12 protein-coding genes are annotated in these 15,917 nt (G+C 63.1%); 7 read left to right on the top strand and 5 right to left on the bottom strand.

Going from position 1 to position 15,917, the window contains the following annotated elements:
- Positions 1-24: 24 nt before the first annotated feature.
- Complete coding sequence (locus tag NKJ78_RS11875; protein ID WP_352460009.1) at positions 25-1,824, bottom strand: GtrA family protein; 1,800 nt, start codon at positions 1,822-1,824, stop codon at positions 25-27.
- Positions 1,825-1,948: 124 nt separating this feature from the next.
- Between NKJ78_RS11875 and NKJ78_RS11870 the strand changes: the two genes are divergently transcribed.
- From NKJ78_RS11870 to gshB, 3 genes are all read left to right on the top strand, one after another.
- Positions 1,949-2,953, top strand: coding sequence for a glycosyltransferase (locus NKJ78_RS11870; protein WP_023732778.1), 1,005 nt, complete (start codon positions 1,949-1,951; stop codon positions 2,951-2,953).
- A 3-nt stretch (positions 2,954-2,956) separates the two neighbouring features.
- The gene (locus NKJ78_RS11865) at positions 2,957-3,331 is read left to right on the top strand and encodes a GtrA family protein (RefSeq protein ID WP_023710381.1); all 375 of its coding nucleotides are present in this window, start codon (positions 2,957-2,959) and stop codon (positions 3,329-3,331) included.
- Between the two features lie 80 nt (positions 3,332-3,411).
- Positions 3,412-4,353 (top strand): glutathione synthase, encoded by a 942-nt coding sequence (gene gshB, locus NKJ78_RS11860; RefSeq protein ID WP_352460011.1) that lies wholly within the window; start codon positions 3,412-3,414, stop codon positions 4,351-4,353.
- A gap of 269 nt (positions 4,354-4,622) precedes the next feature.
- Here gshB and NKJ78_RS11855 read toward each other — a convergent pair whose 3' ends face one another.
- Positions 4,623-5,285, bottom strand: coding sequence for a hypothetical protein (locus NKJ78_RS11855; protein ID WP_352460012.1), 663 nt, complete (start codon positions 5,283-5,285; stop codon positions 4,623-4,625).
- 124 nt (positions 5,286-5,409) lie between these two features.
- Positions 5,410-6,813, bottom strand: a complete 1,404-nt coding sequence (locus NKJ78_RS11850; RefSeq protein ID WP_352460013.1) for a hypothetical protein — start codon at positions 6,811-6,813, stop codon at positions 5,410-5,412.
- A gap of 616 nt (positions 6,814-7,429) precedes the next feature.
- Between NKJ78_RS11850 and NKJ78_RS11845 the strand changes: the two genes are divergently transcribed.
- A complete protein-coding gene (locus NKJ78_RS11845) occupies positions 7,430-8,962 on the top strand; it encodes a YifB family Mg chelatase-like AAA ATPase (RefSeq protein WP_023819274.1) in 1,533 nt (510 codons plus the stop codon).
- Between the two features lie 205 nt (positions 8,963-9,167).
- On the opposite strand, the gene NKJ78_RS11840 is transcribed toward NKJ78_RS11845, so the two are convergent.
- Positions 9,168-11,339, bottom strand: coding sequence for a malate synthase G (locus NKJ78_RS11840; RefSeq protein WP_352460014.1), 2,172 nt, complete (start codon positions 11,337-11,339; stop codon positions 9,168-9,170).
- Positions 11,340-11,716: 377 nt separating this feature from the next.
- Positions 11,717-13,738: a hydantoinase/oxoprolinase N-terminal domain-containing protein gene (locus NKJ78_RS11835; RefSeq protein ID WP_352460015.1), complete on the bottom strand. Its 2,022-nt coding sequence runs from the start codon at positions 13,736-13,738 to the stop codon at positions 11,717-11,719.
- Between the two features lie 195 nt (positions 13,739-13,933).
- Between NKJ78_RS11835 and NKJ78_RS11830 the strand changes: the two genes are divergently transcribed.
- From NKJ78_RS11830 to NKJ78_RS11820, 3 genes are read left to right on the top strand one after another with little or no spacing between them, the layout of a single operon-like run.
- A complete protein-coding gene (locus NKJ78_RS11830; RefSeq protein ID WP_023739815.1) occupies positions 13,934-14,911 on the top strand; it encodes a threonine ammonia-lyase in 978 nt (325 codons plus the stop codon).
- A gap of 8 nt (positions 14,912-14,919) precedes the next feature.
- The gene (locus NKJ78_RS11825; RefSeq protein ID WP_023739816.1) at positions 14,920-15,300 is read left to right on the top strand and encodes a nuclear transport factor 2 family protein; all 381 of its coding nucleotides are present in this window, start codon (positions 14,920-14,922) and stop codon (positions 15,298-15,300) included.
- Between the two features lie 14 nt (positions 15,301-15,314).
- Positions 15,315-15,914, top strand: coding sequence for a DNA-3-methyladenine glycosylase (locus tag NKJ78_RS11820; protein WP_023739817.1), 600 nt, complete (start codon positions 15,315-15,317; stop codon positions 15,912-15,914).
- The last annotated feature ends 3 nt before the right edge of the window (positions 15,915-15,917 follow it).

Genomic DNA, 15,917 nt, shown 5'->3' with positions numbered 1-15,917 from the left:
CGATTTTCGCTGGCGAATGATGCTTTAGCGGACGCGGTAGAGTTCGACCGGGGTTCCGCGCGTTTCGGCCACTGGTTCAAGCCAATCGGGGACGCTTCCCTGCATCAGCCCGGCCAGGAAGCCTTGCGGCGCCTTGGCGGCAAGCATCTTGCTTTCGGCGCTGCCGCGGCAGAGCGCCATCAGGCCGACGTGGTGAGCCGCCGCGATCATCCTCGCCTGGTCCGCCGATCCGAGGAAGGCATCAAGCGCAAGCAGGTCGCCGGCGATGTTGCGATGATAGGGGCCGGCAAAGACGCGGTGCCCGGAATAGGCCAGGATGGGCGAGCCGAGATTGGAAATGGCAAGCACCGTGGTGTCCGGCAGCCGGGCCAACGCCGCGAAAGAGGCCTTGCGCTCGCAGGACGGATCGCTGTCGGTGTCCTGTGCCTCGACCGAGACCTTGCTGGCCTCGAATACGCTCGACGTCGCGGCGGCAGCACCGGCCCAGACGGCATTCACCGACACCACCCAGACTGCCGCCATGCGCAGCGATACGCTGCGCGCAGGGCTGATCCTCGCCCGTTCGCGCCAGCTTGCGATCCAGGCCGACAGCGGGATGACGGCAAAGGCGATCGAGAATGTCGAGCCGCGGACCTGCCAGGCGCTGACGATGAAGGCGCCGACCAGCAAGGCGCCGACGAGGCTGTCCTGGCTGCGCCATGGTCCGCACAGGCGAAGCGCCATCAGCGCGATCGCCACCAGCGGCGTGACATAGCGCGCCGCCAGCGAGGCCGGCTCATTGACGGCAATACTGAACAGCGACTGCGCCTCGTCGATGTGATCGAGCCACAATTCCTTGAGGCGCGGATCGAGGTTTGCGTAGGGAGCCGCAAGGCATTGCGGAAACAGCGCCACGACGACGGCGCCCAGCACAAGCGCGAGCAGGCTAAGCGAGATCAGGCGGCGGCTGGCCGTGCCATTGGACACCGTGAGCGACGTCACGGCGGCAAGCCCCAGTCCGGCGATTGCCGCCACCACGAACTGCACAGCCGAGAAGGCATCGCACTGCGGCTGGCCCATGGCCGATGGCGGGATGGTGGTGACGAAGACGAGGGCTGAAACCCCGGCAAAGCCGAGACCGAAATCCCTGGCGATCCGGCGTTCGCCGCCGGGATCGACGACGAACAGCAAAGCGATGCAGGCGCCGATGGTGGCGACATAGGGCGCGGTTTCCATGCCGACGGCCAGCGTCAGGGCCGCACACAGCCCGGAAATCAGCGCCGCCCAGCGACGCGCCGGCACCTCGAGCAGCAGGCTGAGGCTGGCCATGGTCAGCGTCAGCTGGACATTGTGATGATCGAGCGCACCCGGCAAGAAAATGCCGATGAAATGCAGCGCCGCCGCGCCGATGACGATAGCGGGCAGCACGGCGCCGACGCCGGCGAAGCTGCGTGCCGCACGGGCTGTAAAAAACACCGCCAGGCAAAACAGCAGCGACGGCCACAGCACCTGTGCGATCGCTTCGGCCATGGCCATGCTGCCGGTCAGCGCCGAGGCGGCGAGGATGATGGCGGCGAGCGGTGCGTCGACCAGCCGCGACCAGTGCATGACGAAACCGCCTTCCGGCCCCATCCTGTACTGATGCAGGTCGAACCAGCCCTGGCCGGCCAGCATGTCGCGAACCTCGACCAGCCGCAGCAGGCTGTCATTGTCGCCGCCGGCATTGCTCAATTCGCGAAAGCCCGTGGCGGCATTGACGGCCAGCACCACCAGCATGGCAAGCAGCGCCAGCGTCATATCGGACTTCCAGGAGGAAGCACCCGCCTTGGCTGCGTTCATCATCATGACCTTCGTCGGAAAGACTGCGGCCTTAAACCTAGCCTTAACAGCTTCAATAAATAGTAAAGTCGCCTGAGCGAGGCCGCATATGAGCGCGGCCGGAGGCTCCGCCGGGCGTCGGGAGACGGAAATGCCGCACGAAGTCCGCCATGAGCCGGCCATTGCCGTGCTCCTGCCTTGCTACAATGAGGAACTGACCATCGCCGAGGTGGTGCGGCGCTTTCGCGAGACGCTGCCATCGGCCGAGATCTATGTCTATGACAACAATTCGCGCGACCTGACGGCATTAAAGGCCCGCGCGGCCGGCGCCATCGTCATCCGCGAGCCGCGCCAGGGCAAGGGCAATGTCGTGCGGCGCATGTTCGCCGACATCGATGCGGACATCTATCTGATGGCCGATGGCGACGGCACCTATGCGCCGGAAGATGCCTCGCTGCTGATCAACATCCTGCAGACCGAGCGCTGCGACATGGTGGTTGGCACCAGGCGCGGCGTCACCGACGATGCCGGCCGTTCCGGCCATGCCTTTGGCAACCGCATCTTCAACAGCCTCTACAAGCGGCTGTTCGGCACCGACTTCACCGACATCTTCTCCGGCTACCGCGTCTTCTCGAGGCGTTTCGTCAAGAGCTTTCCCGCGGTTTCCGGCGGCTTCGAGATCGAGACCGAAATGTCGGTGCATGCCTCGCAGCTCAAACTGCCGGTGAGCGAGATCGCGCTCGATTATGGCCGCCGGCCTGAGGGATCGTCGTCGAAGCTGTCGACCTATCGCGACGGCGCCAGGATCCTGTGGATGTTCGCCATGCTGATGAAGGAAACGCAGCCGCTGCGCTTCTTCGGCGCCTTCGCGATTTTCTTCCTGGCGTCGAGCCTTGCCCTGATGACGCCGGTGCTGATCGAATTCGCCCAGACCGGCCTCGTGCCGCGCATGCCGACCTGGGTGCTGTCGGTCGGCCTGCTGCTGCTCTCGATGCTTGCGATGGTGACCGGATTGATCCTCGATTCGGTATCGCGCGGACGCGCCGAGCAGAAGCGCATTTTTTATCTCTCGGTGCCGTCAGGCCGGGTCGAACGGCGCGAACGCACTGGTGAAATCCCGAAGGCCGAACCGGGCAAGACGCCCCGGGCCGCCTGAGCCGTGAGCCGGCTCGCCCGCTTCGTCCTGGCAGGCGGCGTTGGTTTCGTCGCCGATGCCGCGGCGCTCTGGCTGCTCTTGGCGCTGACGCCGCTCGGTCCCTTCGTCGCCCGTGTCCTGTCGATCGGCTTTGCGCTGTGCGTCACCTGGCAGATCAACCGGCACCTGACCTTTTCGCCGTCGAGCCGCGGCGTGGCGCAGGAGGGCGCGCGCTATGGCGGCGTCGGCATCGCCACCAGCATCGTCAACTATCTCGTCTACTGCGCCATCCTGTTTGCGCTGCCGGCGCTGCCGCCGCTGGCCGCACTTGCCGTCGCCTCGCCGGTCGCCATGGCGCTGTCGTTCCTCGGTTACTCCCGGCTGGTCTTCGACCGTTAAAGGTCTGGGCCAAGCAAGCGCGATTGGCAGAAGCCGCCAAGTTCCGTATATCGGCGACAGAGCCTGCTGGAGACCGGAAGATGCCCCTGAAGATCGCCGTCCAGATGGACCATGTCTCCACCGTCTCGATCGCCGGCGACACGTCGTTTGCGCTGTCGCTGGAGGCGCAGCGGCGCGGCCACCAACTGTTCCACTATACGCCCGACCGGCTGTCGATGCTGGGCGGCAAGGTGTTTGCCCGCATCGAAGAGATGAAGCTCCGCGACGAGAAGGGCAATCATTATACGCTGGGCGACAAAGTGCGCACCGACCTGTCGGAGATGGATGTGATCCTGCTGCGCCAGGACCCGCCCTTCGACATGAACTATATCACCACCACACACATCCTCGAGCGTATCCATCCCAAGACACTGGTCGTCAACGACCCGGCCTGGGTGCGCAACAGCCCGGAAAAGATCTTCGTCACCGAATTCCCCGATCTGATGCCCGAAACGCTGATCACCAAGGATCCCCAGGAGGTCGCGGCCTTCCGCAAGGAATTCGGCGACATCATCGTCAAGCCGCTCTACGGCAATGGCGGCGCCGGCATCTTCCATCTCAAGGAGGGCGACCGCAACCTCGCCTCACTGCTCGAAATGTTCGCCCAACTGTCGCGCGAGCCCTATATCGTCCAGCGCTATCTCAAGGACGTGCGCAAGGGCGACAAGCGCATCATCCTGATCGACGGCGAAGCGGTCGGCGCCATCAACCGGGTACCGGCCGACCATGATTCGCGCTCCAACATGCATGTCGGCGGCCGTGCCGAAAAGACCGAGCTGACGACACGCGAACGCGAGATCTGCGCCCGCATCGGGCCGTCCCTGAAAGCACGCGGCTTCATCCTCGTCGGCATCGACGTCATCGGCGACTACATGACCGAGATCAACGTGACCTCGCCAACCGGCGTGCGCGAAGTGCAACGCTTCGGCGGCGCGGATATTGCAAGCCTGTTCTGGGACGCGGTTGAGGCGAAGCGAAAGTAAGCGGTGACGGAACGGATTGCGAGCTCGGTTCGACTTGTGGAGATTGCCGACATGGCGACTTGTGATCTTTGGCCCGACCATCTGCTTTCGTATTCAAGCGGCGTCATGACGATGAGCTTTGAGTATCTGGCCACGATGGCGAAGCTGCCCGCTTCCGCGTGGAAATATGACTGGTGGTGGGCACATGAGGATCCGACCATAGCGACGCATGTCCAATGCAAATCCTGGCAAGCGGCCGGCTAAGTCGACTGCAATCACGACAAGCAGTTCTATAGCTGTGCAGTTTTCGCGAATTCCGGAAAAGGTCGTGTAAGCGCGCTGGCAGAGTATAGGAACCACGAATCTAGAACCCCGCCTCGTCCCGCTGACTTCCATGAAGGAGAACTACCAAGCCCAGCAGAAAGCCGGCAGCCGGTACGTTGTCCCTGATCGCGCTGCTGCTGTTGTAAGCAAAGATTAAGATACTTAAAGCAGCGAACCAAAAATCTCCCTTGCTCGACCTGATGGTCCCGCTGAAAGCAAAAAGCAACCTCAGGTGGGCTCTCGGCCCAGCTAATTAAATTCGGAGACGCGGCCGTGGAGAACTGTATCCATCCGTATCGCCACTCGGTGTATTCGTCTTTGAATTTTACAAAGGAATATTCGCCCGCCTGCGCCAATATACCTTGGATGTATCTAACGTCTGCTTTGCCAAACGCGGAACCGTCCCGGGGAGAATAAAACAGCTCCAAGAAACCGGTGCCCGTCAAACCGGCCACCTGTCGAAACTCTTGGCCACTCATTAAGCCGCCAGCACTTCCCACTGTCGCGCTTTGCACCTGCGCGGCTTCCTTGGTGAGGTTTTGCCAGCTAACCCCAGGGCGAAGCAGGGACATGTATAGGATATGGGCGGGATAAACATAGTTCGCCTCACTCGACGACAGGCGTTTCATAAAACCCTTTGCTGCAGCTAGAGCTGCGGGGCCTACTGGACCGGCACCTTTCACCGTATTGAAGTCTCTATTTATAATAATGAGCGCCCGCGCGTAGTCTAACAGTGCAACATCCACGTTTAAGTCAGTAGGCAGGCATCGGGTTGCAGCCACTCCATAATTGTGAGAATAGTTTTCCTACCTCAATTTGCTGAAACCCGAGAACAAATCGGTCAACAGGAAATCGCTGGATGAGACGCCTTGCCTGATAGCGCAGAGTAGGGTCGGGGGAGTTCAACAGAGAGATTAGCAGCCCATAGTCGGAATCATCAAATAGTGTGATCGATTTTCTGAGGTCGCGAATGCCTTTCCCAGGTGTCAAATCGCTCTGCCCGCTATTAATCAGCTCTACCAGCATGTCCAGGACCGCTGCGCGGGCCCGATCCGTGAGATGTTCATCCCTTAGACTTTTCCGCAACTCAACGCCGTAGTGCGTTCCATCGCTGCCTAATGTCTTTTTGGCGTCGGCAGCCTTGCGTTCGTCGCTGCCGGTCAAATCGTTCAGCAGAGATTGATAGTCCTCTCCGGCTGCGTATGCGGACCCAATCCAAAACCCTGAAAACCGAGCGAACGGTTCAGCACCCGGTGGAGAAAGACTCCCCAGCTTGTCGGTCTCTATAGGAGGAGGAATGGGGAACTCCGAAGGTTGACCGACGAGAGGCGCCAATTGCTTTAACCTCGTAAGGCTCAACATAATTCCATCGGATTCGATTTTGTTCTCCACCGATTGGCTAGGTAAGCCGGGATGGGACGAAGATATTAGGCAATTTGATACAGCGTAGCGGGTTGCTTCGGCATCACCGACATACTGCGGATTAAATTTGACGATAATTTTCGGTCGTTCTTTCCATTTCTCGAGAAATGATGTGTCCTTTAGGTCTTTCTCTTTCGATGCAATTTCATTTTGCTGGTATTCTACGACATCTATCCGGCATTCCCTCGACTTGTCGAAGCGTAACAATAAAGTAGAGTCGCGACGGCCGACCGGATTTTCGTCAAACCTGATGACCAGGACTTCATCTCGCCGTTTCTGTACCCAAAAATCCGCCGGCAGCTCTGTTGCCACCAAACTTTTAGGAATGTCCTGAATCTCAAGTTGAAGGCCCACCTGTTCCCCACCATGGCAGAAGGAATCGTAAGTAAAAAAGGAAATTAGGAATACTGTAATCAGGCCGGCAATGCCGCCAACCGCGGCGTAGCCAAATTGACCAATTGGGAGCGTGCCTTTCGCGCCAATCTCTCCGCCTATGAATGCGCCAGCCATGGCTGTACCCAAGGCGAAGAACGCAGTCAGTGGGTAGAATGCGTTACAGACAATCTGAGGCCCCCCATCTGCAGCCCTAACTGCAATATAAAAGAAGCCTAGGAGAACAAGACCACCGAAAACTGCTCCTACAACGAGGCGCCAAGGTGGTCCTGCTGGCAAAGGTCCTCGTTCAATCGCGTCACTGGCATGATCGGTAGTCTGGTCATGATCCGGATTTGTCATTTCAGCCCCCTTGCCAAAACTTCGTCCCGCCGTCGAACAGCGGCGGAAATACGATCGCCCCACGGTATATTAGCACCTCGTTATTTTCTTGTCGATGCGGAGTCCAAATAGACGCAGCTTCTCTTGGGCAACGGCAAGACTCTTTTCGAGCAACCAGACATGGCGTATTATTGGCGCCTTCGGCTCGTTGCGAACTGCACAATCCTAAGCACAACGGCAACAGAGACCAACATTGTACCTGGGCCTCAGTCCAGCGGAGGCGGCGGTGAGCATCCTTCAGACCGATCCCGTGCAGGACGAAGGACCCGCGGCGTACCGTTAGCGGCCTAGTCGGGCCTGTTTTGTTACCTCGGAGCAAGAATAACCTTCGCCGCCATGGACGCTGGCGCCAAGTCGCCGGGCGAAACATATCCCGTGAGGATGGCTTCGAAGCTTGCGGCGAAAACGATGCCACTTCGGATGAGCGGTCGGCCAGCGCGACATCGTAGTGGCTGAAGGCGAGTATGTTCCTGTAATGTTCTTGCCTTGGCCTGAAATCTATGGTTGTCTTGTCCTGACGTCGCTCGCGGTCCGAACCACAAGGCCGAGGCGAGCCGATATCCGGGGGCAGAGCAAGATGGTGGCGCGGGTTCGCACGGTTGCTTTCCAGGGCATCGAGGCCGTACCGGTCGATGTCCAGGTGATGATCGCGCCGGGCAAGGTCGGCATGCAGATTGTCGGCCTGGCCGACAAGGCGGTGGCCGAAAGCCGCGAGCGGGTGCAGGCGGCCCTCCATGCGTCGGGCCTGTCGATGCCGTCGAAGAAGGTGACGGTCAACCTCGCTCCGGCCGATCTGCCCAAGGAAGGCAGCCATTACGATCTGCCGATCGCGCTCGGCCTGATGGCCGCCCTTGGCGCCATTCCGGGCGACATGCTGGCCTCCTATGTCGTGCTCGGAGAATTGTCGCTCGACGGCACCATTGCCACGGTCGCCGGTGCGCTGCCGGCGGCGATCGGCGCCAATGCCGAGGGAAAAGGCCTGATCTGCCCGTTCGGCTGCGGGCCGGAAGCGGCCTGGGCGGGCAAGGATTTCGACATATTGGCGCCGCGCAGCCTGATTGCCATCGCCAATCATTTTCGCGGCACGCAGGTGCTGTCGCGGCCCGAGCCCGGCATCCATGTCTCGGCCCGCGACCTGCCCGACCTTTCAGACATCAAGGGCCAGGAAAGCGCCAAGCGGGCGCTGGAAGTGGCGGCGGCCGGCGGCCACAATCTGTTGATGGTCGGGCCTCCCGGCTCGGGAAAATCGATGCTGGCGCAGAGGCTGCCTTCAATTCTGCCGCCACTGGCGCCCAAGGAACTTCTTGAAGTCTCGATGATCGCCTCGGTGGCCGGCGAGCTCGGCGAAGGCAAGCTCACCGACCGGCGGCCGTTCCGCGCCCCGCACCATTCGGCTTCGATGGCGGCAATGGTCGGCGGCGGCATCAGGGCGCGGCCGGGCGAAGTATCGCTTGCCCATAACGGCGTCCTGTTCCTCGACGAGTTTCCCGAATTCACGCCGCAGACCTTGGATGCGCTGCGCCAGCCACTGGAGACCGGCGACTGCATGATCGCGCGCGCCAACCACCGCGTCACCTATCCAGCGCGCATCCAGCTGGTGGCGGCGATGAACCCGTGCCGTTGCGGCATGGCCGGCGAGCCCGGCTATCGCTGCCTGCGCGGTGAGCGCTGCCGCACCGACTACCAGGCGCGCATTTCCGGCCCGCTGCTCGACCGCATCGATCTCAGGATCGAGGTACCGGCGGTCTCGGCCGCCGACCTGATCCGGCCCGACCGAGCGGAGAAAAGTGCAGCCGTCGCCCAGCGCGTGGCGCGCGCCCGCACCATCCAGCGCGAACGTTTCGAGCGGCTGGGCGTTACCAGCGCCACCACCAACGCCCATTGCTCGCCTTCTGTTATCGAGGACATCGCGATGCCGGATGCCGCCGGCCTGTCGCTGCTGAAAGACGCCAGCGAGAAACTCGGCTTTTCCGCGCGCGCCTATCACCGCGTGCTCAAAGTGGCGCGCACACTGGCTGACCTCGACGCCAGCGAAACCGTCGGCCGAATTCACCTGGCCGAGGCGATTTCCTACCGCATGATGTCGGAGCGGGTAGCGCAGGCGGCGTAACGCTCCTCCTTGAGGGGAAGGTGGCCCCGAAGCGGCAGGGTGGGGGTCGCCGAAGAATGGTCGATCTTTTTGGAGCCGAGCCGAGAAGGGGCCTCTGCAATGACATTGCTTGTAGTGTCGTCCGAAGGGAGTCGCCGCACTTCACGCAGGACCCCACCCGGCCCTTCGGGCCACCCTCCCCTCGAGGGGGAGGGAAACGCAGGCGCTAATTCGCCCGCTCTTTCGCCTTCAGCTCCAGCCTCCGCGCGTGCAGCACCGGCTCCGTATAGCCGTTCGGCTGTTCGCGGCCTCTAAACACCAGGTCGCAGGCGGCCTGGAAGGCGATGGAATTGTCGAAATCGGTGGCCATCGGGCGGTAGAGCGGGTCGCCGACATTTTGGAGGTCGACGATCGCTGCCATGCGCCGCAGCGAATCCATCACCTGGATCTGCGAGCACACCTTGTGGTGCAGCCAGTTGGCGATGTGCTGCGAGGAGATGCGCAGCGTGGCGCGGTCTTCCATCAGGCCGACATCGTTGATGTCGGGCACTTTCGAGCAGCCGACGCCCTGGTCGATCCAGCGCACGACATAGCCCAGAATGCCTTGCGCATTGTTGTCGAGCTCGCGCTGGATCTCGTCGGGGGTCCAGTTCGGCCGCACCGCCACCGGCACCGACAATATATCATCGAGCTTCGCCTTCGGCCGGCTCTTCAGCGCCGCTTGGACGGCGTGGACATCGACCTTGTGATAGTGCGTGGCGTGCAGCGTCGCCGCTGTCGGCGACGGCACCCAGGCGGTGTTGGCGCCGGCCTTGGGATGGGCGATCTTCTGTTCCAGCATCGCCGCCATCAGATCCGGCATCGCCCACATGCCCTTGCCGATCTGGGCATGACCGGCGAGCCCGCATTCGAGCCCGATGTCGACATTCCACGCCTCATAGGCGGAGATCCAGGCGGCCTGCTTCATGTCGCCCTTGCGGATCATCGGCCCGGCTTCCATCGAGGTGTGGATCTCGTCGCCGGTGCGGTCGAGGAAGCCGGTGTTGATGAACACGACGCGCTCCTTCGCCGCGCGGATCGCTTCCTTGAGGTTGACGGTGGTGCGCCGCTCCTCGTCCATGATGCCCATCTTGATAGTGTTTTTGGCCATGCCGAGCAGCGCCTCGACGCGGTCGAAAATCTCGACTGCGAAGGCGACTTCCTCCGGCCCATGCATCTTCGGCTTCACCACATACATCGAGCCCGCGCGGGAGTTCATCCGCCGCCCGTTGGCGCCGACATCGTGCAGCGCGATCAGCGCCGTCAGCGCCGCATCCATGATGCCTTCCGGCACCTCGTTGCCATCGCGGTCGAGGATGGCCGGATTGGTCATCAGGTGACCGACGTTTCTCACCAGCATCAGCGAGCGGCCGGGCAAGCTCAGCGCGCCACCACTGGGCGCGGTCCAGGCGCGGTCCGGATTGAGCTTGCGCGTGAAGGTTTTGCCGCCCTTGCTGATTTCCTCCGCCAGATCGCCCTTCATCAGGCCGAGCCAGTTGCGGTAGACGATGACCTTGTCCTCGGCATCCACCGCCGCGACCGAATCCTCGCAGTCCTGGATGGTGGTCAGCGCCGATTCCAGGATCACGTCGGCAATGCCGGCCGGGTCGGTGCGGCCGATCTGGTTGGTGCGGTCGATGAGGATCTCGATGTGCAGGCCGTTCTGGACCAGCAGGATGGCTTCCGGGTTGGCACCGTCGCCGCGATAGCCGGCAAATTGTTTCGGGTTGGCCAGCGTGGTGCCGCCGGCGCCGGCGCCGAGCCGCAAGGTGCCACCCGAAACCGTCAGCCCGTTCACGCCGGCCCATTTGCCCGAGGTGAGCGGCACGGACTCGTCCAGAAAACTCTTCGCCCAGGCAACCACCTTGGCGCCGCGCACGGGGTTGAAGCTTTTACCCTTCTCGGCGCCACCGGTCTCGGCAATGGCGTCGGTGCCGTAGAGCGCATCATAGAGCGAGCCCCAGCGGGCATTGGCGGCGTTGGTCGCATAACGCGCATTCATCACCGGCACCACCAGCTGCGGCCCGGCAACGGTGGCGATCTCGGGGTCGACATTGTCGGTCGACACGGAAAAGGCCGGCCCTTCGGGCACGAGATAGCCGATCTCACGCAAGAAGGTTTTGTAGGCCTCCATATTGATGGGCGCGCCATTGGCGCGGTGCCAGGCGTCGATCTGTTCCTGCATGGCGTCGCGTTTGGCCAACAGCGCCCGGTTCTTCGGCGCGAGATCATGGACGATGGACGAAAAGCCGTTCCAGAAGGCGTCGGCGGCAATACCGGTACCCGGCAGCGCTTCGCCGACAAAGTCATGCAGTTCGCGGGCAATCCGCAATCCGGCGATCTCGACGCGATCGGTCATCAGGGCTTCTCCAGATGAAAGGCTTTGCGGCCTTTGGCATGTCGGGGGTGAAGGGTCAATTCAGCTTAGGGTGAAGGCGGGGAATTTGAAGCTGCTGATCTCCCCCCTCGTGGGGGAGATGCCCGGAAGGGCAGAGGGGGGCGCGAAGGAACGCAAACCTTTCCATGACCGATCGAAACAGGCCGAGTCGCGGGGTGAGCGTCGATGAGAGGTCGGCGGGACAGCGCCCCCCTCTGGCCTGCCGGCCATCTCCCCCACAAGGGGGGAGATTACCCTAAAGCGCGTCGCGCTGAACGGATTCATACGACGCGCTTTAAGTCTTTGTTTTGATGCATGTCGTTGTCCCAGAACCGCGGCACACTTCTGGGCGACATGCATTAAACCGCAATCCTCGGCCGACCCGATGCAACCGCCACCACATGCGCTTCGATAAACATCCGTTGGGCCTCAACCGTAGACACCTTGAACTCGGTCGAAACGTCGATCTCGGCATTATCCGTGCCGGCATCCTTCGCCCGCTCGGCCACAATCGCCCGCACATCAGCCTCCGCTGCCGCGATCGCCTTGGCCTCGTCCGTGAAGTCGCGCACCGTTTGCCCCGAGGCCAAACGAAACAAACCTTCCCTGGGCTGGCTGACGCGGGCTTCGGCGGAGACGCGGACCTGGCCGACGACGGCGCCGAGCGCGTTGGCGACGTCGGTATCCTCCGGCACCACGCACTCATTACCGACCAGCTCGGCCAAGCCGGCATAGTGCAGCGGCGCCGAGGCGCCGAGGCCAATGACCGGACGATCGAGCGCGACGCTGAGCCTTGCGATGCCGGGATGGGAATCGACGGCGCGCTGCACCAGCGCATGCGCGACGGTGGCGGCGCCATCCAGCCCGTCTTCGGCAAAGGCGGTCTCCAGAATGTATTCGGCCGACCAGCGCGTCAGCGTCAGCAGCACCCGTTCGGAAATCACCTCTGGAGACGGCGCGATGTTCTGGCCGCGGCCGTCGCGCTTGCGGGAAAACAGTTCGGCGCCGAGCCGGGCAGCAGTGGGATCCCAATTGGCCTGCTTGCCCAGCACATGGGCGGCATCCGAGGGCGTGAAGCCCGAGATATGCACCAGCCCGCGCGACACCAGCCGGTTCAGCGTCGCGTTCTGGGCGTTCGAGGTCAGCAGCCTGTCGATGGCGAGCGGCACAGCGCCAATCAGTTCATACAGTTTCGCCTCGGGCGCGGTCAGGCCGGCGGCGAGCCTGTCCGGCACGCCGGTGCGCAACGCAAAGCGGCCGTCCATGCGGCCGGGGTTGGGCGCCCTGAGCTGGCGCTCGAGCTCCGATGTCACGGAAACACCATGCATCATGCCGGCCAGCGCCAGTGGCACCAGGCGGCGCGGCCCGAGCAGGATTTTCGGGTTGAGCGCGCCATCTTCCAGCGCCACTTCGGAATCGCCGCCGAGGCCGAAGGTGCGCATGGCGACCGCCTCGACCATGGTGCGGAAGCCGCCGACGGTGGCGCCTTCGGGGTCGAGCCGGGGCCGGCCACCATCGAGCACGGCGACATCGGTGGTGGTGCCGCCAATGTCGGACACCATGGCGTTGTCCAGGCCCGTCATGTGGCGGGCGCCGACCAGGCTGGCGGCCGGGCCGGAGAGGATGGTCTCGATCGGCCGCTGGCGGGCAAACGCCGCCGAAACCAGCGCGCCATCGCCGCGCACCACCATCAGGGGCGCTGCGATGTTGCGGGCTTCCAAAAATCCTTCGGTTGCCGCCACCAGCCGGTCGATCATCGAGATCAGCCTGGCGTTGAGCAGGGTGGTGAGCGCGCGACGCGGACCGCCGAGCTTGGCCGACAATTCATGGCTGGCGGTCACCGGCAGGCCGGTCTTTTCGCGGATGAGGTCGCGCGCGGCGAGTTCATGCGCCGGGTTGCGGGTGGCGAAATAGGCGCACACGGCAAAGCCCGACACCGAGGCGCCGAGTTCAGGGAGTGCTGCTTCCAGCCCCGACAGATCGAGCTTGGCCGCATTGCCGTGCACGTCATGGCCGCCCGGACAAAACACCACCGGATCGGTGCCGAGCGCCGTCTTCAGCCCGTCGCGCGCAAGGTCGGCCCCGGTAAAGCCGATCATGATGAGCGCCACACGCCCACCCTGGCCCTCGACCAGCGCATTGGTGGCGAGCGTCGTCGACATCGACACGAGTTTGATCGCGGCCGGATCGGTGGCCGATTTTCCCAGCACCGCATCGACCGCGCCGGAAATGCCGACAGCAAGATCGTGCCGCGTGGTCAGCGCCTTGGCCTTGGCCAGCACCTTGCCTTTTGGCCCGCCTTGTTCCGACCACAGCACGGCATCGGTATAGGTGCCACCGGTGTCGATACCGAGGAACAGGGGTTTTGGCTTGGCGGTCATGTCTGGCGGTCCGGGATTCTGCTCCCCCGCCCTTAGCCGATGCGGCCCGGCGGATAAAGGCGGGAGAGGTGGGCCAGTTTGACCCTCGTCGCCGCTCATGCCCGCCAAACTTTGTAACGGTCACATTTTTTCATTGGTGCGTGGCCTGCCTTTGCGTGCACCATGCGCCGATCTCATCCCTTTCAGGACTTCGCCATGACCACGCTTCCCGGCATCGCCGACATCCATGCCGCCGCCGCGCGGCTCTCCGGCCTGATCGCCGAAACGACCTTGATCGAATCGCTGGAACTCAACAAACGCTTCGGCGGCCGCATCCTGTTCAAGCCGGAGACGCTGCAGCGCACCGGCTCGTTCAAATTCCGCGGCGCCTACAACAAACTGTCTTCGCTGAGCGAAGAAGAGCGCAGCCGCGGCGTCGTCGCCTTCTCCTCAGGCAACCATGCTCAGGGCGTCGCCGCGGCGGCTGCCATGTTCGGCGTCAAGGCGGTCATTGCCATGCCGGCCGACGCGCCGGCGATGAAGATCGCCAATGTCCGCAAGATGGGCGCCGAAGTGGTGCCGTTCGACCGCTTTCGCGACGACCGCATGACGGTGGTGCGACCCTACATGGACAAGGGCATGGTGCTGGTGCCTCCTTTCGACGATCCGGCCATCATCGCCGGCCAGGGCACGATCGGTCTCGAACTGATGTGCCAGGCAAAAGCGCTCGGCGTCAGCCTCGATGCGGTCGTCATTCCCTGTGGAGGCGGCGGCCTGACGAGCGGCATTTCGATCGCCGTCAAGGATGCCTCGCCGGCCACAGCAGTCTGGGCCGTTGAGCCCGAGCATTTCGACGACACCCGCCGCTCGCTGATCGAAGGAAAAAGGGTTTCCAACGAGCCCGGCCACAGTTCGATCTGCGATGCCATCCTCACCGCAGAGCCCGGCGCGATCACCTTCGAGATCAACCGCAAGAACCTCGCCGGCGCCATCGCCGTCTCCGACAAGGCGGCCGCACAGGCGGTGCGCGACGCCATGGCCCATCTCAAGCTGGTGGTCGAACCCGGCGGCTGCGTGGCGCTGGCGGCGCTCTCGTCAGGCGAGATCGAACTGTCGGGCAAATGCGTCGCCGTCGTGCTGTCAGGCGGCAATGTCGATTTCACCACCTATGCCGAGATCATGGCCGCGGCCTGAGAACCGATATGGCAGACGCTGAGATAAGGGCGGCTCTCGATCGCCATTGGGCTGCCTCCGATGCCGATGATCTCGAGACGGAGCATCAGATCTATCGCGAGGACGCGGTGCTCGATTATCCGCAATCAGGCGAGCGCATCAGCGGACGGCACAACATCCAGTCGTCGCGCGCCACGCAGCCCAACCGGAAGCGCTTTGCCGTGCGGCGGATCACCGGGTCAGGCGACCTCTGGATCACCGAATATGTCCTGACCTATGACGGGATTCCGTCCTATACGGTGAGCATCATGGAGTTCGTCGATGGCAAAGTGGTTCGCGAGACCCAGTATTTCGGCGATCCGTTCGAGCCGGGACAGTCGCGCGCGCAAGGGGTCGAACGGATACCTTGAAAGACGGCGGTAGCATGACCAGCCACCATCCGCTCGATCGTGCCGAACTGCCTGACGATACGGCCGATCTCGCCCGCTATCTCATCGGCAAGCTCGTGGTGCGGGAGCTGCCGGAAGGCATCGTCAGCGGCCGTATCGTCGAGACCGAGGCCTATGTCACCGGCGACGCCGCCGGGCACGGCTATCGCGGCATGACGCCGCGCAACCGTTCGCTGTTCCTCGGGCCCGGACACGCCTACGTCTACCTCGCCTATGGGGTCTCCTGGATGCTCAATGTCTCGAGCGAGGGGCCGGGCACCGGCACCGGCGTGCTGATCCGGGCGCTGGAGCCGCTCGAAGGCATCGCCATCATGCGGCTGAACCGGGGCGTGGAGCGCCTGCGCGACCTGGCGCGCGGGCCGGGGCGGCTCGCCCAGGCATTGCGCATCGACCGTTCGCTGGACGGCCTCGATCTGTGCCGCCAAGGCCCGCTATGGCTGGCAGCCGACGAGCATCAGGCCGGCGACATCGGCCAAGGCATCCGCATCGGCATCACGAAGGATGCTGACCGCCCGCTGCGGTTCTATGTCAGGGGCAGTCCGTTCGTCAGCGGTCCGCGATCGCTCAATTCCTGAACG

The sequence above is a fragment of the Mesorhizobium sp. M0037 genome (assembly GCF_040323635.1).
Lineage (GTDB): Bacteria > Pseudomonadota > Alphaproteobacteria > Rhizobiales > Rhizobiaceae > Mesorhizobium.
This window is presented reverse-complemented; position numbering and strand designations above follow the sequence as displayed.